At 63.2% G+C, this 22,531-nt stretch carries 19 protein-coding genes and 1 tRNA gene; 15 read left to right on the top strand and 5 right to left on the bottom strand.

Translation table 11 applies throughout. From position 1 onward, the window contains the following. Nucleotides 1-58: 58 nt before the first annotated feature. Nucleotides 59-571: a mycothiol transferase gene (locus AC1TPF_RS13570; protein WP_482138200.1), complete on the bottom strand. Its 513-nt coding sequence runs from the start codon at nt 569-571 to the stop codon at nt 59-61. Nucleotides 572-887: 316 nt separating this feature from the next. Continuing rightward, the gene (locus AC1TPF_RS13565; RefSeq protein WP_482144406.1) at nt 888-1,985 is read right to left on the bottom strand and encodes an esterase/lipase family protein; all 1,098 of its coding nucleotides are present in this window, start codon (nt 1,983-1,985) and stop codon (nt 888-890) included. 606 nt (nt 1,986-2,591) lie between these two features. On the opposite strand from AC1TPF_RS13565, the gene AC1TPF_RS13560 reads away from it, so the two are divergent. Together AC1TPF_RS13560 and AC1TPF_RS13555 are read left to right on the top strand one after the other, a co-directional pair. Beyond that, nucleotides 2,592-3,641 carry a DUF2776 family protein gene (locus AC1TPF_RS13560; RefSeq protein ID WP_482144404.1) on the top strand — a complete coding sequence of 350 codons (1,050 nt, stop codon included), beginning with the start codon at nt 2,592-2,594 and terminating at the stop codon, nt 3,639-3,641. 200 nt (nt 3,642-3,841) lie between these two features. Continuing rightward, a complete protein-coding gene (locus AC1TPF_RS13555) occupies nt 3,842-4,240 on the top strand; it encodes an MmcQ/YjbR family DNA-binding protein (RefSeq protein WP_482144402.1) in 399 nt (132 codons plus the stop codon). A gap of 187 nt (nt 4,241-4,427) precedes the next feature. Here AC1TPF_RS13555 and AC1TPF_RS13550 read toward each other — a convergent pair. Continuing rightward, nucleotides 4,428-4,504 (bottom strand) — tRNA-Leu (locus tag AC1TPF_RS13550). A 150-nt stretch (nt 4,505-4,654) separates the two neighbouring features. On the opposite strand from AC1TPF_RS13550, the gene AC1TPF_RS13545 reads away from it, so the two are divergent. From AC1TPF_RS13545 to AC1TPF_RS13515, 7 genes are all read left to right on the top strand, one after another. Continuing rightward, on the top strand, nt 4,655-5,311 hold the full coding sequence (locus AC1TPF_RS13545; protein WP_482138206.1) for a TetR/AcrR family transcriptional regulator: 657 nt from the start codon (nt 4,655-4,657) through the stop codon (nt 5,309-5,311). A 33-nt stretch (nt 5,312-5,344) separates the two neighbouring features. Next, nucleotides 5,345-6,523, top strand: coding sequence for an oxygenase MpaB family protein (locus tag AC1TPF_RS13540; protein ID WP_482138208.1), 1,179 nt, complete (start codon nt 5,345-5,347; stop codon nt 6,521-6,523). 159 nt (nt 6,524-6,682) lie between these two features. Continuing rightward, nucleotides 6,683-9,007: an MMPL family transporter gene (locus tag AC1TPF_RS13535; RefSeq protein ID WP_482138210.1), complete on the top strand. Its 2,325-nt coding sequence runs from the start codon at nt 6,683-6,685 to the stop codon at nt 9,005-9,007. Then, complete coding sequence (locus AC1TPF_RS13530; RefSeq protein ID WP_482144400.1) at nt 8,922-9,617, top strand: TetR/AcrR family transcriptional regulator; 696 nt, start codon at nt 8,922-8,924, stop codon at nt 9,615-9,617. The genes AC1TPF_RS13535 and AC1TPF_RS13530 overlap by 86 nt, the downstream gene beginning before the upstream one ends. Nucleotides 9,618-9,692: 75 nt before the next feature. Next, nucleotides 9,693-10,925 carry an MFS transporter gene (locus tag AC1TPF_RS13525; protein WP_482144397.1) on the top strand — a complete coding sequence of 411 codons (1,233 nt, stop codon included), beginning with the start codon at nt 9,693-9,695 and terminating at the stop codon, nt 10,923-10,925. 46 nt (nt 10,926-10,971) lie between these two features. After that, complete coding sequence (locus AC1TPF_RS13520) at nt 10,972-11,733, top strand: SDR family NAD(P)-dependent oxidoreductase (RefSeq protein WP_482138215.1); 762 nt, start codon at nt 10,972-10,974, stop codon at nt 11,731-11,733. Nucleotides 11,734-11,883: 150 nt separating this feature from the next. Further along, nucleotides 11,884-12,756, top strand: a complete 873-nt coding sequence (locus AC1TPF_RS13515) for a Bax inhibitor-1/YccA family protein (RefSeq protein ID WP_482138217.1) — start codon at nt 11,884-11,886, stop codon at nt 12,754-12,756. Between the two features lie 89 nt (nt 12,757-12,845). Here AC1TPF_RS13515 and AC1TPF_RS13510 read toward each other — a convergent pair whose 3' ends face one another. Both AC1TPF_RS13510 and AC1TPF_RS13505 read right to left on the bottom strand, forming a co-directional pair. Continuing rightward, nucleotides 12,846-14,066: an acetyl-CoA C-acetyltransferase gene (locus AC1TPF_RS13510; protein WP_482144395.1), complete on the bottom strand. Its 1,221-nt coding sequence runs from the start codon at nt 14,064-14,066 to the stop codon at nt 12,846-12,848. A 70-nt stretch (nt 14,067-14,136) separates the two neighbouring features. Further along, nucleotides 14,137-15,075 carry an SGNH/GDSL hydrolase family protein gene (locus AC1TPF_RS13505; protein WP_482144393.1) on the bottom strand — a complete coding sequence of 313 codons (939 nt, stop codon included), beginning with the start codon at nt 15,073-15,075 and terminating at the stop codon, nt 14,137-14,139. A gap of 39 nt (nt 15,076-15,114) precedes the next feature. Between AC1TPF_RS13505 and AC1TPF_RS13500 the strand changes: the two genes are divergently transcribed. The 6 genes from AC1TPF_RS13500 to AC1TPF_RS13475 all read left to right on the top strand — a co-directional run bounded on the left by AC1TPF_RS13500 (nt 15,115) and on the right by AC1TPF_RS13475 (nt 22,485). Next, entirely contained in the window at nt 15,115-16,518 is a 1,404-nt protein-coding gene (locus AC1TPF_RS13500; protein ID WP_482138223.1) for a cystathionine beta-synthase, read from the top strand. Nucleotides 16,519-16,567: 49 nt separating this feature from the next. Continuing rightward, nucleotides 16,568-17,740, top strand: coding sequence for a cystathionine gamma-synthase (locus AC1TPF_RS13495; protein WP_482138225.1), 1,173 nt, complete (start codon nt 16,568-16,570; stop codon nt 17,738-17,740). A 168-nt stretch (nt 17,741-17,908) separates the two neighbouring features. After that, nucleotides 17,909-19,057: a threonine ammonia-lyase gene (gene ilvA / locus AC1TPF_RS13490; protein WP_482144709.1), complete on the top strand. Its 1,149-nt coding sequence runs from the start codon at nt 17,909-17,911 to the stop codon at nt 19,055-19,057. 50 nt (nt 19,058-19,107) lie between these two features. After that, nucleotides 19,108-19,806, top strand: a complete 699-nt coding sequence (locus tag AC1TPF_RS13485) for a Tellurium resistance (protein ID WP_482138227.1) — start codon at nt 19,108-19,110, stop codon at nt 19,804-19,806. Between the two features lie 137 nt (nt 19,807-19,943). After that, complete coding sequence (locus AC1TPF_RS13480; RefSeq protein ID WP_482144392.1) at nt 19,944-20,945, top strand: AurF N-oxygenase family protein; 1,002 nt, start codon at nt 19,944-19,946, stop codon at nt 20,943-20,945. A 4-nt stretch (nt 20,946-20,949) separates the two neighbouring features. Beyond that, the gene (locus AC1TPF_RS13475) at nt 20,950-22,485 is read left to right on the top strand and encodes an FAD-dependent oxidoreductase (protein WP_482144390.1); all 1,536 of its coding nucleotides are present in this window, start codon (nt 20,950-20,952) and stop codon (nt 22,483-22,485) included. Nucleotides 22,486-22,531: the final 46 nt, after the last annotated feature.

Raw genomic sequence — 22,531 nt, 5'->3', positions numbered from 1 at the left:
AGTTGTGCACAACCATTCTTCGCGACTTCTCAGTGACCTGCTGATTCTGCAATCAGGATCAGGATGCTGCGCGGGCGAATACGCCGGCGATGAACGCGGCTTGGCCGACGTGCTGGAGATCGTCGGCGATGACGCTGACCAGGCGGACGCCGAGGGTGACGGGCGGATCCCAGTTCCGGTCGACCACGGCGTCGAGGTCTTCTGACGTCAGGTTTTCGACAAACGCGGCGGTTCTTTCCTGGACGGCGTCGTGGTATCCGAGAAGGAGGTCGATGGTGGTCTGAACCTGTCCGACTTCGTCACTTGACTGTCCGAAGCCGATCTCGCCGACTTTGAATGGCAGTGCGAATCGCCCGTACCAATCCTGTGCAGTCCAGATCTGCTCGGAATTCGCGACTCCCGCCACGTGGTCGTCCTGCACACGGGTCAGATGCCAGATCAGCCATGCGATCGTGTTGGCGTCAGGGTCGATCCGGTAGTTGAGCGCGGCATCGGGAAGATCGGAGACGGTTGCGTGGACCTCCTCGGAAACCCGGCTGAATGCGTCGCGGATCAATTCGGCCTCATTCATGATCAAGTCCTTTCGCTGTCAGGGGACACGCCGATCCTCTCTACCTCTCTACTCCGGCGCGGTGACATCGGCGGGCGATCGCGCGACTTCGGCGGCAGGCGAAGGCTGTCCGGTTCTACGTCGGCAGGGGATCGTCTGTGTGCCAAAGGGTTTGGATGCGGTATCGAGTGGCGGCAGGTCCGGACGGAGCGATCACAGCTCCGCCGTCGCGGTTCACGGTGCTGCCGTCTCCGTGCAAACCTGCCATTACCTCTTCGGAACGACCACGCTCACCTATGTGTGACGGCGTGCCGTCACCCTGGCCAGGTCGAGTCACCTAGCCGAAGAGCCAGGCGTTCGGTTCGCACACGATCGGTACCGGCAGCCCGTCATCGTTCGTCCCGCCAACCGCCCGCGCAGCGATGGACGCCGCACGAGGTGAATAGTTCATCGATAGGTGATCGGATGTGTCGACCTCGCAGCCGTCTTGCAGCGTGATGTTGTCGACGGTCGCGCCCGGGCCGGGAGTGAGGAATGTCGACTCATACGGTGTGGTGACCTCGTCATACCTGGTACCGATCACGGTGTATTTGACGCCGGGGACGGTGTCACCGTCGGCATTGAGGGTCTTGAGGAATTCCGAGTCGTAGACCTGCTGGATTCCGGCGACACCGACCACGAGTGCAACCGGGCCGAGGATGTCGATTCCGAGGTTGTTGATGGTCCGGCCCAACGTGCCGATACCCAGCAGGCTGGTCCCATGGTGGGTGGCACCGAGTGTGACAAGGCTGTCGACCTTGTCCGCGCCACCGTTGAACTTGAGGTACTGCCGCGCCATCAGGCCGCCCTGTGAATGGCCGACGATGTTGACCTTTTCCGCGCCGGTCGAGGTGAGCACGCGATCGACGAAGGTGGCGAGTTGACCGGCCGACTGGCTGATATCGCCGTTGCCGTTGGCGCCGGGAACGACGTTCCCGAGTCCACCGCCCTCCTGAATCGGCAACTTGCCGTAGTTCAACGCGTACACGCACAATCCCGCCGCCTTCAGTGCCGGGGACATGAAAGCCCAATTGTCATAGGCGTTTTCCCACGTGCCGTGGACGAGGACAACGGGCTCTTGACCGTCCTTGGGTGCGCAATTCCAGTCGTTCGCGCCGGGAGGTGCCACGTCCGGATTGAACAGTCCGTACGCGAACGCAGGCAAGAAAGAGTTACTGCTCGGACCGTTGCCAACAGGTGTCGACCACGTGCTGGTCCCGTTGAGGATGACGTCGCTCGCCGGTTGTTTGAGCCCGGACTCGATGACGTTGGCAAGATCCTGAGTCGTTGCCGCCGTTGAGGTACCGGCGCCACAGACTCCGATGGTGAGGGTCGCCGCAAGGGCGGCTGCGGTCATTCCGATCCGGGCGATTCGTGAGTTCGATGAAGTCTCCATGCTCGTTCCCCCAACTGGCCGTCGACAGTGCTTCGATCACATGCAAGGCTAGGACGAAATTTCGAACGCGCACCACAAAAAACCAAATTCAAGCGTTGGTCGCGGGGGGTCGGTCAGGTGAAAAGGCTCGATGGCCACCTTGCTCGACGTTTCGGCGTCCGGTTACTGCAAGCACGTGAAGTCAACGGTGACAACCTTATTGAACTCCCAGCGGCAGCACTACGTGTCCGTTATGTCGTGAAAGCCGGGAGGATCCGGGTATCTGGATCCCCAACTGGTCGGGGTTGGTGATGTCGGGTGGCAACGGTCGTCTGCTATTGCGGATCTCATGATATATGTTGGGGTGCAGTAGGTTTCGATCGCGTAGACGACAAAGACGTGGAGGAACTGGGCAGATGGGAGTATTTCTCCCACGGCCGCTGCGTCGGCTCGTTCGCACCCGTTTGGAGCTAAACGACTCGGAGCCCTGTACTGCCGTGGTTTACTGCAATTACGGACCCTGGATCACCGCTTCACCCAGGTGCCCACCTCAGAAGTATCGACGATCACTGCCCAGGTGTGATCGACCGGCAACGCTAAGAGGTTGTGATTGGCATGAATTACTGGATGAGTGTCGTCTTCCGTGCGATCCCGTTGGCCATGGCGGGGGTGTGTATTGGCTACGGCATCTTTATCTGGATGGACGGGGACGCGCCGGGGAACTTCGTCGCCGGCCGCGTGGTCACTTTCCTCGCTGCGATCTGCATCTGCCTCTTTTGTACCGCCGGGACGATCATCAGGCAGCTGATCGGCCGTTTCACCATCGTCGACAAGATCTTCTATCCGACGCTCGGATTCCTTGTGGCGATCGGGACGTCCGTCTACGGCATCATCCTCTTTGCCGGGGCGGAAGGGCAGGGCAAGGAGTATATCGCCGGACACGTCGTCTTCGGCCTCGGGCTGATCAGTGGATGTGTCGCGACTGTCGCGACCGCATCCACCAAATTCTCGCTCATCCCGCAGAATTCGAGTCAACCGGAGAATGACAAGCACCCGCCCGCCGCTGCGTTTGGAGGGGGGTCGGTGCTGGTGTTGTCGGTGATCCCGGTGGCGTTGGCCATCACCGCGTGGGTGTTTGCGATCATCGCCCTGTCGCAGACCGTCACCCCGGGCCGATTCACGGTCGGTCACGTCGTCTCCGGCCTGGCGATGATCTGCACGAGCCTGATCGGCTTGGTACTCAGCATCGTTCGGCAGGTACAGAACACCTATCAGCCAAAGGAACGGATCGTCTGGCCGTGGCTGGTGATCGCCATGGGGTCGCTGGGTGTCGTCTGGGGAATTGTTGTCCTCGGCATGAACAGCAAGGAGTACTACCTGACGCCCGGTTTCTTGCTGATCGGGCTGGGACTCGTCTGCTTCAGCATCCTCAGCAAGGTCGCCCTGTTGGCCCTGGTGTGGCGGCGGACGTTCAGCCTCGCCAACCGCGTTCCCCTCATTCCCGTCCTCACCGCCCTGTGCTGCTTGTTCCTCGCCTCCTTCGTCTTCCAAGGAGCGGTGGGCAACTCGAACCTGTTCATCGCCCCTCGTGTGCTTACCGGGTTGGGTGCGATCTGCTTTTCGCTCTACTCCATCGTGAGCATCCTGGAGAGCGGCACCTCGTCCGACGACGAGTAGCCCCGAACTGCTCAGAGATCGCCCTACCTGTGCCCCAGTGGGATTCGAACCCCCATCCCATGGAGGTAGAGATCCTTGCCCCTCGGCGCAAGATCAACCGTCATCGGTGAACACATTCCGGACACACTGTCTGCGTATGCCGATCATGGGAGAAACAGTCGAACGAGAACGAAGACAATGATCGAGCTCATGGCTTGCCGATGTCGCAAGTGACTCTCAGCGGCAGAGAGATCCAGAAGCTCGCGATGGACACGGCATTTTCGTTGGCGGGAGTCACCGACGGATACCCGTTCACCGAAACCCTGCGTGTCTTCAAGGTGGGTGGGCGCGTATTTCTTGTTGTCACCGAAGACCCGAGCGAGCAGATCGTCACCGTCAAGGTCGAGCCGCTGCGTGCTAGCGCTTTGATCCGCGAGCACGAGAGCATTCGGCAGGGCCGCTATTTCGACAAACGCCACTGGATCTCGGTCGGACCAGGCCCCTCGTTGACAGCACCTGTGATCGAAGACCTTGTCGAAGACTCCTACGACTTGGTTGTCGATCGCCTCCCCGCCCATCAGCGAGACCGGTTGCGCGGAAATGGCAACGGCAGACAATGAGGCACTGTCAAGTTGTTTGGGATGCAGCAGTTTCGGTTTCAGCAGTGAATCCATGGTCCGGAGTTCAGCTGCCGGGGTTAGCTCGGCGATCTGATTCCACACCTGAAATCGGGTGCACCCTCATGTCCCACGGCGTGCCCCTCGGGGCTTTGCGGTGGACAACCTTGACCCCTAATGTGCTGGTCAGTGGTGCCCCCAGTGGGATTCGAACCCACACTTGACGGATTTTAAGTCCGTTGCCTCTGCCAGTTGGGCTATAGGGGCGTGCTGTGAAGCCTGATCAGAATCTCATGGACGGCCGGGGCCCATGTGACAAGGGCTCCCCGTTGGGGCGAGTTCGGTAGGAGTGGCGCAAGTTGAGAAGGTCGATGCCGAGACCTAGGGACTTTGTACCCAGGTGGCAAAATGCGAGCTATGTCTGAACTTTCCGCGCGCCGCAGCCGCGGGCGACCACCGGGACCCGGTGTTGACCTCGACTCCCGTCGTGAAGAACTGCTCGACGCTGCCGAGTTGGAGATTGCTGGGCAAGGCTCGGACTTCGGACTGGCCGGTGTGGCAAAGCGGGCGGGATTGACCCGATCAGCGGTGTATGCGGCATTTGCCGATCGGGATGACCTGTTGACTGCGCTCACTCGCCGTCACGCAGGTCGGATCACCGCCGACATGGCCGCGGTGCTCAACGAGGTCAAGGAACCGCGGGTGCAGACCCGGGCGACGGTCGACGTGCTCGCGCGTTGGATGGAAGACAACCCGGAGTTGTCTGCCGTACTTGCCCCGAGGATGCAGGCCGGCGTAGGGGATTCGCAGGTCGCCGGATTCCTGGAGCATGTCCTCGACATCGGATTCACCCAGATCGACGGGAACCGCCGAGCGGCCGCCCCGTGGGCACGCGCCGTCATCGGCGCCATCTGGACGGCAGTGCAGTGGTGGAGTGAAACGCGCACGATGGATCGCACCGAACTCGTCGATCACGTGACGGACCTGATCTGGGAGGGCTTCTCGGGCATCGGCGGCGCGGCGGTATCGCTGCCTGACGTACATGCCCCGAAACGTGACCAAGCGGGTTCTTGACGACCTCCACATACAAAGATCACGATGTTCTTTATGAGGGCATCAGAGATCACCGGTGCGGCCAACTGGGATTCTGTCCGGTCTCGCCACCCCGAACTGGTTGACCAACTCGACCACGGCCTGCGTGAAGGAGATCCACTCGCGCAGGCGGTCATCGGTGAGATGCACGAGCTGACCGACTACGGCTGGGCGGAGATCCAGGCCATCCTCGACGATCCCGTCGTCCGGCGGGCGGATGCCCCACCGCACTTGCGTGCTTTGCTCGATACGGCTTCGGAACTGCCGCCGTGGTTCGACCCGGCGCTCGCGCACGCCGGTGCGCGCGCCTGGTGGAAGTTCGGAACCCTGCAGTCGAGCACGCTCTACCAGTCCCTGATTTACGGCTATCAGGCTCCCGGCTTTGTCCGCCCATTGGTCGCCACCGGGCAGCTGGCCGAGAACACCTACGACCGGGTGCTCAGCACCGGTCGGTGGGTCGCGCTGGCGACTGCGCCCGGGCAGATGGTGCCGGGCAACGAAGGCTGGTCGAAGACATTGCGCATCCGTCTGATTCACGCGATGGTGCGGGACCGCATCGCATCATCGGGGGAGTGGGATGAGATCAGTTGGGGCGTGCCGATCAATCAGACGTACACCGCGTTGACGATCGGTGCGGGCTTTCTCGCGCTGCCGATGACGATCGCCGGCGACTTCGGTATCCAGTATTCGGCCGCCGAGCATGAGGCGATAACGCACCTGTGGCGGTGGATCGGCCACATCATCGGCGTGGACGAGGCGCTGTTGCCCACGAATTTCGCTGCAGCCCAAGACATGTTTGCGGTCGGTGCCGAGTTTGATCTCGAACCCGACGAATGGTCGAAGACCTTGACCCGGGCTTTGCTGCGCGAGGGATATCGCCTCGATCTCCCGTTTGTTCCTGGGATGGTCACTACGATGATGACCGTGATGCTGCGGCCCATGTTGTCGATGTCGTTCTCGTCCATCTCGACTCGGTGGGTGGATAAGCCAGTGGCCGGCAAGATGGGATTGCGGCGCACGCCGCTACATCATCTTGTCGAGCTGGTCCGTCCTGCCGTCCGCCTACGCGAAGTCATCCGGGTGATCGGATTCCTGGGCAATGAAGAGCAGGTGGTGAATCGCGAGATGCGCACTGTCATGCGAAGTCTGGGTATGAGCGCCGACGAGATTCGGATGATCGGATCAGCGGCCTGAGCCGTCCGCTGGAATCGCAGACCTGGCTCGACGTGATGGGTATGCAACGCGGCAGCGAGTTCTGCCAGATGGTTTGCAAGGCTAGAAACCATTGACCTCTTTAAGATAGGGCTGTTAACTTAACGACGATCACTTGAGAATCCCCGAAAGGATGTCCCGGTGTTGTCGTCACTCGCTCGCGGCGTTATTGGCGCCCCGAAACGTGTCCTGGGTGGCGCGCTGCTCATCTTGATCATCTGCGGGGTCCTCGGATCGTCCGTTGCCGGGGAACTCGCGGCCGGTGGATTTCAGGATCCGAGTTCGGAATCCGCCAAGGCGATTTCGGTACTGGAGGAGGAGTTCGGCCGCGGCGGACTGCAGATGGTGGTACGTCTACACGACTCTGACACCACGAACATCGCGGACAGTGAGGACGCGAGGGCAGCAGCCGCCGCGATCATCGCCGAGATGGAGGAAATGGACTTCGTTCAGCGCCCGATCATTTCGGCCTGGACGAACCCGGAGGCGGCCACGGCACTGATTTCAGCCGACCGGACCTCGGGACTCATCGTCAGCACGGTGTCCGGTGGCGACCGCGATGCTGCGGCCAACGGGCAGAAGATCGACGACCGATTCGCCGGCACCGCGTTCGCCGAACAGTTCCCGGGTATCGACGTACTCGTCGGTGGTCAGGCGCTGGTGTATTCGCAGGTCAACGAGCAGACCAGTCGCGACCTGTTCATTGCTGAAGCCGTGGCGATCCCGATCAGCTTCGTCCTGCTCATCTGGGTGTTCGGTGGACTCGTCGCGGCGGTATTGCCCTTGGCCATCGGCCTTTTCGCGATCATCGGAACGACCTCGGTACTCCGCGGGTTCACGCTGTTCGCCGATGTGTCGGTCTTTGCGCTCAACCTCACCACCGCGCTGGGACTGGCGCTGGCCATCGACTACACCTTGCTGATCATCAATCGGTATCGCGAAGAAGTGCATGCCGGCCGCGAACGCGATGAGGCGTTGGCGATCACGGTGAAGACGGCCGGGCGTACCGTGCTGTTCTCAGCGGTGACCGTTGCCCTGTCATTGGCCGCGATGGGCATCTTCCCGATGTACTTCCTGAGATCGTTCGCCTATGCGGGTCTGGCCGTTGTCGCTCTTGCGGCTGCAGCCGCACTCATCGTGGCACCGGCGCTGATTGCGTTGCTTGGCGACCGAATTGACTCTCTCGATGTGCGTAAACCGATCCGCCGAATGCTCCGCAGGCCCGAGCCCCGGGTTCTCGAACCCGAGGAATCGATGTGGTATCGCAGTACACAATTCGTGCTGCGCCATGCGATTCCGGTGGGGCTGGCGGTGGTCGCGCTGCTGTTGGTCCTGGGTGCACCGTTCCTCGGTATCAAGTTCGGATACCCCGACGATCGGGTGCTGCCGAGCTCGGCATCGTCCCGGATGCTGGGCGATGAACTCCGAAACGACTACTCGCAGAATGCATCTGCAGCGGTGAACATCGTCATCCCGGATGCAGCCCAGATGGGTGATGAAGAAGTGGCCGACTACGGCCAAGAGCTCTCCCGGGTTACTGATGTCACCGCGGTGCTCACCCCGGTCGGCACGTTTGTCGACGGGCAACGTGCGGGTCCAGGGAACACGGATATGGCGGCCGGAGATGATGCTTTTGTCACCGTCTCGTCGACGGTCGATCCGTTCTCGACCCAGGGAGCCGATCAGCTCGACGCACTGAGAGCGGTGCCGACGCCCGAGGGGATTGACCCGCTGTTCAGCGGACTGGCCCAGTCGAACCGCGACAACGTCGACAGCATCATCGATCACCTGCCAGAAGTGTTCGCCGTCATCGTCGTCACCACGTTTGTGCTGCTGTTCATGCTGACCGGATCAGTGCTTCTCCCGCTGAAGGCGTTGGTGCTCAACGTGTTCTCGCTGACCGCCACATTCGGTGCCATGGTCTGGATCTTCCAGGAGGGCAATCTCGGCGGCCTGGGAACCACCACCACCGGAACCCTGATCGCCAACATGCCGGTGTTGATGTTCTGCATCGCCTTCGGGTTGTCGATGGACTACGAGGTTTTCCTGCTGTCGCGGATACGGGAGGAATGGCTCAAGTCGGGCAAAACGCGGGCCGACAGCGATCGTGCAGTTGCGCTCGGAATCGCCCGCACCGGCCGCGTGGTGACGGCCGCGGCATTGCTGATGGCCGTGGTCTTTGCCGGCATCGCGTTCTCGCAGGTCTCGTTCATGCGGATGTTCGGTGTTGGGCTGGCCTTGGCGGTGCTGATGGATGCCACGTTGATCCGGATGTTCTTGGTTCCTGCCTTCATGAAGGTCGCCGGTCGGGCAAACTGGTGGGCGCCTGCACCCCTACGCAAATTCCATGACCGATTCGGTCTGAGTGAGGAAGGTGGCCATGACAACCGAGCGACTTCGGAGGCAGAGGTCTCCGCGCGGCTCGGGGGAACAGTTGCGAGCGGAGATTCTCGCAGCGGCAACTGACCTGCTGTTGGAGACCGGGGATGAATCGGCGGTATCCATCAGGGCGGTGTCCAATCGGGTGGGGGTCTCACCGCCGTCGATCTACATCCACTTCGCAGATAAAGACGCGTTGATCAGCGAGGTGGTGGCGCAATACTTCACCAGGCTCGACGAGGTCATGCGCCTGGCCGGTGCCCACTACGAGGACAGCTGGCAGGCCGCACACGCGCAGGGGCTGGCGTACGTGCGCTTTGCGGTGGAGAACGCCGAGCTCTACCGCGTCGCAACGATGAAGCAGTGTCCCGAGGGAACCGATACGGACACCGTGCTGGGCGACTCGGCATTTGTGCACTTCTCCGAGACCGTCGAGCGGTTGATGGACGAAGGGATCATCGACAAAGGTGATCCGACACCGGTGGTGCTCGAATTCTGGACCGCCGCACACGGTGTCGCCGCGTTGATGATCGCCAAGCCGTATCTGTTCGTCGACGACAACTTCGACCTGGCCGAGCGGGTACTGACCGCGGTGTCCCTCGGGCGCGTCACCAAGGACCTGATCGGTGACGACGTCGGACCGGAGGCAATCCGAAAATTCGTTGCCGAACAACGCGCGATGAGGACCAACAGATGACAACCACATACTGCTGCTGGACGTCAGCGTGGCGGCCGTGATCACGGCCGGCCGGGCACCGAGTGTCTGCGCGCCGTGACCGTGCGCGCCTTCCAGATGCTCCGACCGTGGTTTCTCGGTTATGCGCTGGTCGGCGTCGTCGTGAGCGGTATCGTCCCCATCCTGCTTCCGCTCAGTGCCGACCCCCACGGGCCTTTTGTGGTCGGACTCGTCGTCGCCTCGTTCTATCTGGGAATGCTGACCGCCCCGATCTCGGGGTCCGTCGCCGACCGGACGAACACCGAGCGCGTGGTTTTCCTCGCGAGCTTCCCGCTGATGGCGATCAGCGCCATCACATTCGGTCTCGTCGACAACGTCGCGGTGTGGTCGGTGTGCATGCTGGTCGCCGGAGGTGCCGCCGGCGCTGCGCAGACCATGGCAAGCGTGTTCATCGTCGAAGGCCGTCCGAGATCGGAGTGGAACGATCGAATCGGTTGGATGCGTCTGGCTTTCGGCTCGGGTCAAGTTCTCGGACTCGGAGTCGCCACTTGGTTCACCCATCGCATCGACACCGGCTGGATCGTGACCGGAGCGGTCGTCTTGGCCGGAACCGCGCTCGGGGCCCTGCGCCTGCCGCATATTGCGCCGCACCCACCCGATACCGCCGATACCGCCGATGCCGACGGTGCCCGGGCGAAAGGAAAAGTAGCCGAAGTCGCAGCGATTCTCAGAAGCCGATTCGGGATCTTCCTCGGGTGCTGGCTCTTCGCCATGATCGGCCTGATGACGTTCTACAACGTCGTCCCGTTGGTGCTGCGCGATGCCTTCGGGATCGAACCGTCCACGACGTCAGCGGTGTTCATGGCCGGCTCGGCGATCGGGGCGGTTCTCTATCCGGTGTCTGGAAAGCTCGCCGATTGGTGGGGGCCGGGGATGGTCTTGGCCATCGGAATCGCGGTCACCCTCATCGTATTCGTCGTCATGTCGGTCGCGGCTCTGACCAAGCCTTCGTTCGGTGCCATCGTCGGCGGCGTGGGCCTGGTGATCATCGCCAGCGCGTACCCACTTCAGTACATCGGGGCGACCATCCTCGCCGCGGACCTGACGATCGAGAGCGAGGGATCGGCAATGGGTCTGTTCAACGCCGGTGTCGCTGCCGGCGCGATCGTCGGCGCACTGATTCCATCGCTCTTGGCAAACGCACTCGGATATGACTCCCTGTTGGTGTTCTCGACGGGAGCATTGGTGGTGGCGGTTGCCTTCGGACTTCTCCTCTACCGGCGCTCCGAACCGAAAGACAGGTCGCGCCGGACCCGCGTTGCCGAATGACGATCAATCCCGGGTGAACGTGTTCTAGTTTCGCTAGTGTCGCGGCATGGGAGTTCTGGACGGCAAAGTGGCATTGATCACCGGTGGCGGCAAGGGCGTGGGGCTGGGTATCGCGTCAGCTCTTAGTAAGGAAGGTGCCGACATCTTCATCTGCGGGCGGCATCGGCGGCCGTTGGCCGAGGCGACCGAAAAGCTCGCAGGCAATGGTGTGCGCGCGGAGTACCTGGTCGGGAATGTCAGCGAAGCGGCCGACTGCGCCGCGATCGTCGAAGCCTGTGCCGATCGGCTCGGCGGTGTCGACATCCTGGTCAACAACGCCAACGACGCGATGCCGATCCCATTGCTCGATGTGACAGATGAGGACTTCACCCGCTTCTTTCAGACCGGCCCGCTGGCCGTGCTGCGACTGATGAAGGCATGCCATCCGCTGATGACAGCGCGGGGCGGAGGATCGGTGATCAATCTCGTGACCTCGGCGGCCGTGCGCTGGGATATGGCGACGTACGGTCCGTATGCCGCGGTGAAGGAAGCGACGCGGTCGCTGACCCGTGCGGCCGGGTGTGAATGGGGCAAGGACAACATCCGCGTGAATGCGATTGCGCCGCATGCGATGACACCGTCGCTGCAGTGGTGGACGGAAACGTATCCCGAAGAGGCCGACGCGTTTGTGAAGAGCATTCCGCTTGGACGGATCGGCGACGCCGAGGCCGACATCGGCCGGATCGCGGTGTTCCTCGCCAGTCAAGATGCGCGTTACCTCAGCGGGGTCACGATCCCGGCCGATGGTGGACACAGTCGTTGGGGCTGAACGCCTGACATTTACCGGTCGGTCAGACACGCACCCCATTTGAGAAGACAGCTGCCTGCGCGCAAGTTCAAGAGAAGGTAAAGTCGGAACTCGAACGTCACTTTGCTCGTTGAGTGGACATCAGCTTTGCAATGAGAAGGGACCATAACGGTGCGTGAAAGCAGCAATCCGGTGATGCGCGGAGTCGTGCGCAGCAACCAAGGCCCAGGCGGATATGCCGGCTTTGGCGCTGGTGCGCCCGGCGCCGGCCAGGCCGCAACTTGGAATCAGCAAGGGGGAGCGCCATCGGCCGACCCGTATGCGCGGCCGGGACAGCAGGTCGGTGCCCGGAACCTGACCATCGACGATGTGGTGACCAAGACGGCCGCCACGTTGGGCGTGCTGATCCTGTCGGCCGCCCTCTCGTATTTCTTCACCAGCCAGAACGAAGCCCTCGCGACACCGCTGATGCTGGTCGGCGCGCTGGGTGGCCTGGCGCTGGTGCTCGTCGCGACCTTTGGGCGCAAGCAGGACAACCCGGCCATCGTGCTCGCCTATGCGGTGCTCGAAGGCCTGTTCGTCGGCACGATCTCGTACGTCTTCGCCAATTGGGTCGTCGCTGACGATGTCAGCGCGGGCGCACTGATCGGACAAGCCGTACTCGGAACATTCGGTGTGTTCGCCGGCATGCTCATCGTCTACAAGACGGGTGCCATCCGCGTCACCCCGCGTTTCACCCGCATGATCTTCGCCGGCCTCGTCGGTGTGCTGGTGCTGATCCTGGGCAACCTGATCATCGGATTCTTCAACGGTGGTTCGGGCCTGGGCCTGCGTGACGGCGGACCGATCGCCATCATCTTCTCGCTCGTCTGCATCGCGCTCGCAGCGTTCAGCTTCCTGATCGACTTCGACGCCGCCGATCAGCTGATCCGTTCGGGTGCTCCGTCGAAGGCCGCCTGGGGCATCGCACTGGGTCTGACCGTCACCCTGGTCTGGCTGTACGTCGAGATCCTGCGACTGCTGAGTTACTTCAACTCGGATTAGATTTTCGAACAAGTCTGTTCCAACAAGCGAAGCCCGCGACCGAATCCGGTCGCGGGCTTTGCTTTGCCTTCAGAGGTGGTCGGAGCGGCTCAGCTGAGGCGCTCGAGCACCATCGCCATGCCTTGTCCGCCGCCGACACACATGGTCTCGACGCCGAAGCTCTTGTCGTAGGTCTTGAGGTTGTTGATCAGCGTGGTGGTGATCCGGGCACCGGTCATGCCGAATGGGTGGCCCAGTGCGATCGCGCCGCCGGAGACGTTGAGCTTGTCGTGATCGATGCCGAGTTCCTTGGCTGATCCCAGGACCTGCACCGCGAAGGCTTCATTGATCTCGAACAGGTCGATGTCGCCGATGCCCATACCGGCGAAGCGCAGTGCCTTGCGGACCGCTTCGATCGGGCCCAGGCCCATGATCTCGGGGGACAGGCCGGTGGCCGCGGTCGCGACGATCCGGGCCAACGGCGTCAGTCCGAGAGCCTTGGCCTTGGTGTCGCTCATGATGACCAGTGCGGCGGCGCCGTCGTTGAGGGGGCAGGCGTTGCCTGCGGTGACAGTGCCGTCAGGACGGAAGACCGGCTTGAGCTGGCTGATCTTCTCGTAAGTCGTACCCGCACGAGGGCCGTCGTCGGTGGTGACGAGTGTGCCGTCGGCCAGGGTGATCGGGTCGATCTCGCGGGCGAAGAACCCGGAGTTGATGGCTTCTTCGGCGCGGTTCTGGCTGCGCACACCCCAATGGTCTTGATCCTCGCGAGAAATGCCGGTGAACGAGGCGACATTTTCAGCGGTCTCGCCCATGGGGATGTAGATGTCGGGGAGAAGGCCCTGGGAGCGAGGATCGCTCCAAGCCGGCCCACCGCCCTGCGCTGCCTTGGCGGTGCGCTCCATCGCCACGGCGAACTCGGGGTTCTTGGTGTCAGGCCAGCCATCGGCGTTGCCCGTGCCGAAGCTCGAGACGCTCTCGACGCCGCCGGAGATGAAGACATCGCCTTCGCCTGCACGGATCGCGTGCAGGGCCATGCGGGTGGTCTGCAAGGACGAGGAGCAGTAGCGGTTGACGGTGACGCCGGGGACCTGGTCCAGTCCGGCCAGGACGGCCACGACGCGGGCCATGTTGAAGCCGGCTTTGCCTGCGGGTTGTCCGGATCCCAGGTGCAGGTCGTCGATGTCGGCGCGGTCGAGTTCGGGGACCTTGTTCAGGACGGTTTCGACCATCTGGCGGGCCAGTTCGTCGGGGCGGACGTCTTTGAGTGAACCTTTGACGGCCCGGCCGATCGGTGAACGGGCGGTGGCGACGATAACTGCTTCTGGCATGAGAACTCCCTATGATGCATGTGTTTCGCAGGTCAGTGTGATGCTGATCAAGTGCTGACGTTACGCGTGGTCAACCCGACCATCGCTGGGCGGTCCGGTGCATCACAGCGCGGGCGCGGGTCGACCATTTGTTGTCTTCCGCGACGGCCGACACAGCGGGTGGATCGGGCAACGGGCCGGTGCCCCATTCGCCCAATCGGGCCAGGACCTCAGGCAACAGGATATTGGCGGCAAGTTCGTAGCCGGCCGCAGACGGGTGATAGTTGTCGGCCGAGAGCATTCGTTCCGGTGCCGCCAGGAACTCACGGACCAACAGGTCTGCCAACGGCACTGCGGTGCCACCGGCGGAGCGGGTCTCCGCCGCCTGAGCTGCCGCCAGTCGCAGACCCCACTGCCGGATGACCATCCGCAGCGGCTGCGGGATGGCGGCGACAACGCCGAGGTCCGGGCAAGTACCGACCACCACACGAGCCCCGGAATCCTCCAACCGTCGGACGGCAGCGCCCAGTCGCTTGGCCGACGCGCGGATCCCGCTGGAACTCGTCACGTCGTTGGCGCCGATGAAGATGATCGCGACGTCGGGTGGGGGACCGGCGATCAGCATCGCGTCCACCTGACCGGTCAGGCTTCGAGACGTCGCACCGACGATCGCCTTGGTACTCAAGCGGATTCGGTGGCCGGTCTCGTTCGCCAGTTTCCGGGTGAGCTGCACGCCGGGTGTTTCGTCGGCGGTCTCGGCGCCCAGACCGGCAGCGGTGGAGTCACCGAACACCATCAGATGCAGATCGAAGTCGTCGCCGCGGCGATACCGGACCGGCCCGAGGTCGTCCGGCCCGTAGATCCCGTCGCCGTCGGGCGGGTTGTCGGTGCGATGGGGGATGACGGTGCGGGCGTGCGCGGCCTGTCCGTTGAGGAAGGTGATTGCCCACCATCCGGCACCTGCTGTACCTGCGGTGGCGACGGTGGCAGCAGCGAGATCACGGGCCACTCGGCGCCTGGATGCGGACACAGCTCCAACATAATCGAAGCGGTCTGGGACGATAGAGACATGCGCATCGCAAGTCACGTCACCGACCTCATCGGCAACACCCCGCTAGTCCAGCTCAACTCGGTTGTCCCGGCAGGGTCGGGCCTGGTGGCGGCGAAGGTGGAATACCTCAATCCCGGCGGTAGCTCCAAGGACCGCATCGCCATCAAGATGATCGATGCGGCCGAGGCATCCGGCGAACTCAAGCCCGGCGGCACGATCGTCGAACCGACATCGGGTAACACCGGCATCGGTCTGGCACTGGTCGCCCAGCAGCGCGGTTACAAGTGTGTTTTTGTGGTCCCCGACAAGGTCGGCGAGGACAAGCGGAACGTCCTGAAGGCCTACGGCGCCGAGGTTGTGGTGTGCCCCACGGCAGTGGCACCGGAGCATCCCGACAGCTATTACAACGTCTCTGATCGGTTGACCCGCGAGATCGAGGGCGCCTGGAAGCCCAACCAGTACGCGAACCCGGCCGGCCCCGAGTCCCACTACGAGACCACCGGACCCGAGATCTGGAACGACACCGACGGCAAGATCACCCACTTCGTCGCGGGTGTCGGCACCGGCGGCACCATCACCGGCACCGGCCGCTACCTCAAGGAGGTCTCAGGCGGCAAGGTGAAGGTCGTGGGCGCCGATCCAGAGGGTTCGGTGTACTCCGGCGGCACCGGGCGCCCTTACCTGGTCGAAGGTGTGGGCGAAGACTTCTGGCCCAGCGCGTACGACCCGTCCATCCCGGACGAGATCATCGCGGTCTCGGATGCCGATTCGTTCGAGATGACCCGCCGCCTGGCCCGTGAAGAGGGCCTGCTCGTCGGTGGTTCCTGCGGTATGGCGGTTGTGGCAGCACTGCGGGTGGCCGAACGTGAGGGTCCGGATGCGCTGGTGGTGGTGTTGCTGCCCGACGGTGGCCGCGGCTACATGGGCAAGATCTTCAACGACAAGTGGATGAGCAGCTACGGATTCCTGCGCACCCCGCTCGACGGCAAGGGCCAGTCCGAGCCGCTGGTCGGCGACGTACTGCGCGGCAAGTCGGGCGCGCTGCCCGATCTGGTGCACACCCATCCGCAGGAAACCCTGCGCGATGCGATCGAGATCCTGCGTGAGTACGAGGTGTCGCAGATGCCCGTGGTCGGCGCCGAGCCGCCCATCATGGCCGGTGAGGTCGCCGGTGCCGTGAGCGAACGTGAACTGCTCAGCGCGGTGTTCGAGGGCCGGGCCAGCCTGGCCGACCCGGTCAGTGCGCACATGGGAAAGCCCTTCCCGTTGATCGGCTCCGGCGAGCCGGTGTCGACGGCGACCAAGGCACTCGGCGACACCGACGCGCTGATGGTGGTCGAGGACGGCAAACCGATCGGCGTCATCACCCGCCACGATCTGCTGGCATTTGTCAGCGCGGTCGGTGCACCGGCCATCGGCTGACCGTCAGGGCGATCGGGGCGACGATTTTCGGGGCACTAGGCTGGTTGCCATGAGTGAGCAGCGCAGTAAGTCCGACTCGCACAAGTGGCAGGGATTTGCCACCAAGGCGATTCATGCCGGATACGAACCGGATCCGCTGACCGGTGCGGTCAACGTGCCGATCTACGCGAGTTCCACCTTCGCCCAGGACGGCGTCGGCGGAATGCGCGGCGGATTCGAGTACGCCCGTACCGGAAACCCGACCCGTCAGGCGCTCGAGGCCAACCTCGCGGCCCTCGAAGACGGAAGTTTCGGTCGGGCTTTCGCATCCGGCATGGCTGCTACCGATGCGCTGCTGCGGGCCACCCTGCGGCCGGGCGACCACCTGGTGATCCCCAACGACGCCTACGGCGGCACGTTCCGGTTGATCGACAAGGTCTTCTCGCAGTGGGGGATCGAGTACTCGGTGGCACCTGTCACCGACGTCGACGCGGTGCGGGCGGCCATTCGCCCCAACACGAAGCTGGTCTGGATCGAGACCCCGACCAACCCGTTGCTCAACATCGGCGACATCGAGGCACTTGCCGGTGTTGCGCACGAGGCCGGCACAAAGCTTGTGGTGGACAACACCTTTGCCTCGCCGTACCTGCAGCGCCCACTGACCCTCGGTGCCGATGTGGTGCTGCATTCGACCACCAAGTACCTCGGTGGTCACTCGGATGTCGTCGGTGGCGCACTGATCACCGACAATGAGCAGCTCGACACCGATCTGGCGTTCCTGCAGAACGGTGCCGGTGCGGTGCCCGGACCGTTCGACGCCTACCTGACCATGCGCGGCATCAAGACGCTCGCCGTCCGGATGGACCGGCACAGCGACAACGCCGAGCGGATCGTCGACTTCCTGCTCTCGCACCCGAAGATCGACTCGGTGCTCTACCCGGGACTGGCGAACCACCCGGGCCACGCCGCAGCGGCAAAGCAGATGAGTCGCTTCGGCGGCATGATCTCTGTGCGTGTGTCCGGCGGACTCGAAGCCGCTCAACAGTTCTGCGACCGCACCGAGGTGTTCACCCTGGCCGAGTCGCTCGGCGGTATCGAATCGCTGATCGAACATCCCGCCGCGATGACCCACGCGTCGACCGCAGGGTCGCTGCTGGAGGTCCCCGATGACCTGGTCCGGCTGTCCGTCGGCATCGAAGACATCGGCGACCTGCTCGGGGATATCGAAAACGCCCTGGGCTGATACCGATCACCCTTCGAATTCGCGCCGCTTACCTGCGTTCGCACCGGTTGCAACCGGCGCACACGCAGGTAAGCGGCGCGAATTTTGCGTTGTGGGTGGCAAGGTGACCCTGTGAGCATTGATCAGGCGTCCATCGATCGAGCGGTGCAGCTGCTGGCACCACCGGTGATGCGTCGGACGCCGGTGGTGGCGTCGCGGGCGTTGTCGGAGCGCTGTGGCCACGACGTGTGGCTCAAGTGCGAAAACCTGCAGCGCACAGGGTCTTTCAAACCGCGGGGAGCCTATCTGCGCATCGCCGGTCTGAGTGCCGAGGAGCGAGCGCGCGGTGTGGTCGCGGCCAGTGCGGGCAACCACGCGCAGGGTGTGGCCTGGTCGGCCGGGACGCTGGGCATCGCGTCGCGGGTATACATGCCCACCAGTGCGTCTCTGCCCAAGATCGCCGCGACCCGTTCCTACGGCGCCGAGGTGATCCTCGAAGGCGAGACCGTCGACGAGAGTCTGGAGGCGGCGGCCCGCTACGCCGCAGAGACCGGCGCCATCATGATCCACCCGTTCGACCATCCCGACATCGTGGCCGGGCAGGCGACGGTGGGGGTCGAGATCCTCGAGCAGTTGCCCGACGTGGGGACCGTGTTGGTGCCCCTCGGCGGCGGCGGACTGCTCGCCGGTGTTGCCGCCGCGATCAAACTGCATCGGCCAGATGTGCGCGTGATCGGTGTCCAAGCGACGTCCGCGGCGGCCTGGCCCGATTCGCTTGCCGCAGGCAAACCGGTCAAGGCTCAGTCGATGAACACCATGGCCGACGGCATCTCGGTGGCCATGCCGGGTGCGGTGCCATTCGCGCATGTGAAGGACCTGGTGGACGAGGTTGTCACGGTCAGCGAGGAATCGATCTCCCAGGCCTTGCTACTGGTGCTGGAGCGGGCCAAGTTGGTTGTCGAACCGGCCGGTGCGACGGCGGTCGCGGCTTTGATGAGCCTGCCCGGTCTCGAACTCGACGGACAGGTCTGCGTGGTGCTGTCCGGCGGCAACATCGACCCGTTGCTGTTGACCCAGGTGACCACCCATGGCCTACACGCTGCAGGACGGTATCTGACGATCACCGTGACAGTGTCGGACCGCCCGGGCGGTCTGGTGGCGTTGCTCGAATTGTTGCGCGACCTGAACGTCAGTGTGGTCGACGTGATCCACTCGCGGGTCAGCGGTGAACTCAGCCTCGGGGAGGTCTCGGTGACGGTCAGTCTGGAGACGAAGGGGCCCGATCACCAGACGAAGGTGCGGGCCGCGCTCGCCGAAGCCGGCTATTTGGTGGCTTGATCTAACACTCTCTGTCCGATTCTTCCCCTCGTCGCACTAGGCTTCCGGGTATGGGAATCGACTACAGCAAGCGCCCGAAACCGACGCAACCCGCACCGGCGTCGCCACCTCCGGCCGCGCCGTCGGTTCCACCGCCCGCCGCCCCCGGGGTCCAGCTGAGCAAGATCACCTTGACCAAGGCGCAGCCGACCGTGAACCTCGCGAAGTCAGGCGCTTCCGGCGGCACCATCCGCGTGAACCTGAACTGGGCGCAGTCGGCACCCACCGGCGGGTTCTTCAAACGAAAGAGCTCCGTCGACCTCGACCTTCGCTGTTTGTACGAGCTGGCCGACGGGACCCGCGGCGGCATCGGGGCGCTCGACCGCAACTTCGGCACGCTGGAGAAGCCGCCGTACATCAAACTCGACCAGGATGACCGCTCCGGCAGTTCTGCAGGCGGCGAGAACATGTTTGTGAACCTGGCCGACCCGTCGGTCTTCCGGCGCATCCTGATCTTCGCCGACATCTACGAGGGCAGCCCGAACTGGGCGGCGGTCGACGGTGTCGTCACGGTCGAATCGCAGTTCGGTCCGCCGATCGAGGTGCGCATGGACTCGGCCAAGAACTCTCTGCGGACGGCATCCATCGTTCTCATAGAGGTCGGCAGCAGTGGTGTGAGTGTGACTCGTGCGGTCGAGTATTTCTCCGGCGGCGACAAGATGGACAAGCACTTTCGGTGGGGTCTCAACTGGGGGCGCGGCAGCAAATAACACCAGGTCGAAGCCTGATCTCCTCGTTGCGCCGCCGGTATCTGGCGTGACAACGCTCATTGATTTAACAACGTGCGTTGACAAGTTCGCGTCGGCCTTCTAGCGTCATGTGAACATGTTGCAGCGAGGAGTCGCAGATGATTGAAGCGTTGAAGTATGTCCCGGAGCACGCCAAAGCCGCCACCGGCGACAACTACGAGCAGGTTCTCGACGATCTGTCGAGCGCCTCGGTGCACCGCAACTTCGACCCGTACATCGACATCGACTGGGACGCGCCGCACATGGCGGTCGTCGACGACGATCCCCGGTGGGTCCTGTCCAAGGACGTCGACCCGATCGGTCGGCATCCCTGGTACCAGAATCTCCCGCTCGACAAGCAGATCAAGATCGGCATGTGGCGGCAGGCCAACGTCGCCAAGGTCGGTCTGCAGTTCGAGTCGATCCTCATCCGCGGACTGATGCAGTACAGCTTCAAACTCCCGAATGGCGCACGCGAATTCCGGTACACCACCCATGAGTCGAAGGAAGAGTGCAATCACACCCTGATGTTTCAGGAGTTCGTGAACCGCACGGGTGTCGATGTACCCGGCGCAAAGCTCGGCTATCGGATGATCTCGCCGCTGGTGCCGCTCGCGTCGACGATCTTCCCGAGCCTGTTCTTCTTCGGTGTGCTCGGCGGCGAAGAGCCGATCGACCACATCCAGAAAGACTTCCTGCGCAACCGCGATGAGATGCACCCGACCATGATGGCCGTGATGCAGCTGCATGTGGCCGAAGAGGCGCGGCACATCTCCTTTGCCCATCACCTGCTGCGCGAGACCGTCCCGAAGAAGAGTCCCTTCCAGCGGTTCCTGCTGTCGCTGATGTTCCCGATCATCATGCGTGTCCTCTGTGGCGCGATCGTGGTGCCGCCCAAGTCTTTCCAGAAGGACTTCGATGTTCCCGATGAGGTCATGAAGGAACTGTTCTGGAAGTCGGATACCTCGAAGGAGTTCCTGCACAACGTATTCGGCGACGTCCGCATGTTGGGGCAGCAGTGTGGTCTGATGAATCCGTTCTCGCGGTTCCTGTGGAAGATCCTCGGCATCGGCGGACGTCCTTCGCGGTTCCGCAGCGAACCCGCCTACGCGGCAGCATAAGTCCGTGCCGCACGTTGTCACCCAGGCGTGTTGTGCCGACGCCTCCTGCGTCTACGCCTGTCCGGTCAATTGCATCCATCCGACACCGGATGAGCCCGACTTCCTGACCTCGGAGATGCTCTACATCGACCCGGCGACCTGTGTCGATTGTGGTGCCTGCGTCAGTGCCTGCCCGGTCGGCGCGATCGTCCCCGGCCATCGCATCGAACCCCAGGACGAGCGTTACCTCGAGATCAACGCCGCACACTACGAAGCCGTGTCACCGTTGCCGGTTCGATTCCCGGTCGACGAAAAGCTGCGGCTGCCGTTGGCGCCCATCAGCAAGCCCAAGCCGATCGAGGTGCCGGGCGGCGGTGACATCCGCGTGGCGATCGTGGGGTCCGGGCCGTCGGCGATGTACGCGGCCGACGAGCTGCTGCGTTATCCGGGCGTACACGTCACCATGTACGAACGCCTCGACAAGCCTTTCGGTCTGGCCCGCTATGGCGTTGCGCCCGATCATCTTTCGACCCGCGAGGTGATGGCGCTGTTCGACGAGATGGCGCGTAGCGATCGTCTCGACATCATGCTCAACTGTGAAGTCGGCCGCGACGTCGCGCTCGACGATCTGCGCCGCGATTTCCATGGCGTGATCTACGCGGGTGGTGCGAAAACCGACCGACGACTGGACATTCCTGGCGTCGATCTGGAGAACGTGTCCAGCGCAACCGAATTCGTCGGTTGGTACAACGGGCACCCGGACTTCACCGATCGTGTTTTCGATCTCTCGCATCGGCGGGTGGTCGTCATCGGCAACGGCAACGTCGCGCTCGATGTCGCGCGTATTCTGACCACTGATCCGGAAGCCCTTGCATCAACCTCGATTTCGTCGACGGCATTGTCCGCGTTGCGGAACTCGAAGGTCGAAGAAGTGCTTGTCGTCGCGCGCCGCGGCGCGGCCGACGCCGCATTCACGTTGCCAGAATTGGTCGGGCTGGCCGACCGCGGAGTCAACGTGACGGTCGATCCGGAACTGCTGACGTCCTACGGTTCACCCGATGATCACGCCGTCGCAGCCAAACTCGACGTCCTGGCCGAATTGTCGCAGCGCACACCACGATCGGGACCTGTGATCAGGCTTGGTTTCCTACGGTCGCCGCAGGAGATCGTCGTAGACGCGGACGGTTCGGCCGCGGGCGTCAGGTTCGGGATCAATCGGCTTGATCCATTGAGGGGTGGGATCGAGTCGACGGGGGAGTGCGAGACGGTCGAGGCCGGGCTGGTGCTGACCTCTATCGGCTACAAGGGCGTCGAGGTGCCCGGGTTGCCCTTCGACAGCGAACGCGGTGTCATCCCCAACGATCAGGGCCGAGTGGTGGAGAACGGGACGCCGATGACCGGCGTCTACGTCACCGGATGGATCAAACGTGGCCCGTCGGGCTTCATCGGCACCAACAAGTCTGATTCGGCGCAGACGGTCGCGCAGCTTCGCGCCGATCTCGAGGCCGGACTGTTGTCGGTGCCGGTCACGCCGAAGCGTCGGCGACTGTTGTCACGCTGATACGCACACAAAAATGAGCCCTCGACGGCGAGCGTGAAGCTCGCCG

It is taken from the genome of Williamsia sp. Y853, from assembly GCF_056786495.1.
Note: the sequence above shows the minus strand (reverse complement) of the source record. Positions and strands in the feature narration are given on the sequence as shown.

Bases quoted from the DNA above. Each gene is read 5' to 3' on its own strand.
- AC1TPF_RS13500 (WP_482138223.1), top strand. From the start codon at position 15,115: ATGCGCATCGCAAGTCACGTCACCGACCTCATCGGCAACACCCCGCTA.
- AC1TPF_RS13480 (WP_482144392.1), top strand. From the start codon at position 19,944: ATGATTGAAGCGTTGAAGTATGTCCCGGAGCACGCCAAAGCCGCCACC.
- AC1TPF_RS13530 (WP_482144400.1), top strand. From the start codon at position 8,922: ATGACAACCGAGCGACTTCGGAGGCAGAGGTCTCCGCGCGGCTCGGGG.
- AC1TPF_RS13485 (WP_482138227.1), top strand. From the start codon at position 19,108: ATGGGAATCGACTACAGCAAGCGCCCGAAACCGACGCAACCCGCACCG.
- AC1TPF_RS13555 (WP_482144402.1), top strand. From the start codon at position 3,842: ATGTCGCAAGTGACTCTCAGCGGCAGAGAGATCCAGAAGCTCGCGATG.
- ilvA (WP_482144709.1), top strand. From the start codon at position 17,909: ATGCGTCGGACGCCGGTGGTGGCGTCGCGGGCGTTGTCGGAGCGCTGT.
- AC1TPF_RS13570 (WP_482138200.1), bottom strand. From the start codon at position 571: ATGAATGAGGCCGAATTGATCCGCGACGCATTCAGCCGGGTTTCCGAG.
- AC1TPF_RS13565 (WP_482144406.1), bottom strand. From the start codon at position 1,985: ATGGAGACTTCATCGAACTCACGAATCGCCCGGATCGGAATGACCGCA.
- AC1TPF_RS13520 (WP_482138215.1), top strand. From the start codon at position 10,972: ATGGGAGTTCTGGACGGCAAAGTGGCATTGATCACCGGTGGCGGCAAG.
- AC1TPF_RS13560 (WP_482144404.1), top strand. From the start codon at position 2,592: ATGAGTGTCGTCTTCCGTGCGATCCCGTTGGCCATGGCGGGGGTGTGT.
- AC1TPF_RS13545 (WP_482138206.1), top strand. From the start codon at position 4,655: ATGTCTGAACTTTCCGCGCGCCGCAGCCGCGGGCGACCACCGGGACCC.
- AC1TPF_RS13540 (WP_482138208.1), top strand. From the start codon at position 5,345: ATGAGGGCATCAGAGATCACCGGTGCGGCCAACTGGGATTCTGTCCGG.
- AC1TPF_RS13510 (WP_482144395.1), bottom strand. From the start codon at position 14,066: ATGCCAGAAGCAGTTATCGTCGCCACCGCCCGTTCACCGATCGGCCGG.
- AC1TPF_RS13495 (WP_482138225.1), top strand. From the start codon at position 16,568: ATGAGTGAGCAGCGCAGTAAGTCCGACTCGCACAAGTGGCAGGGATTT.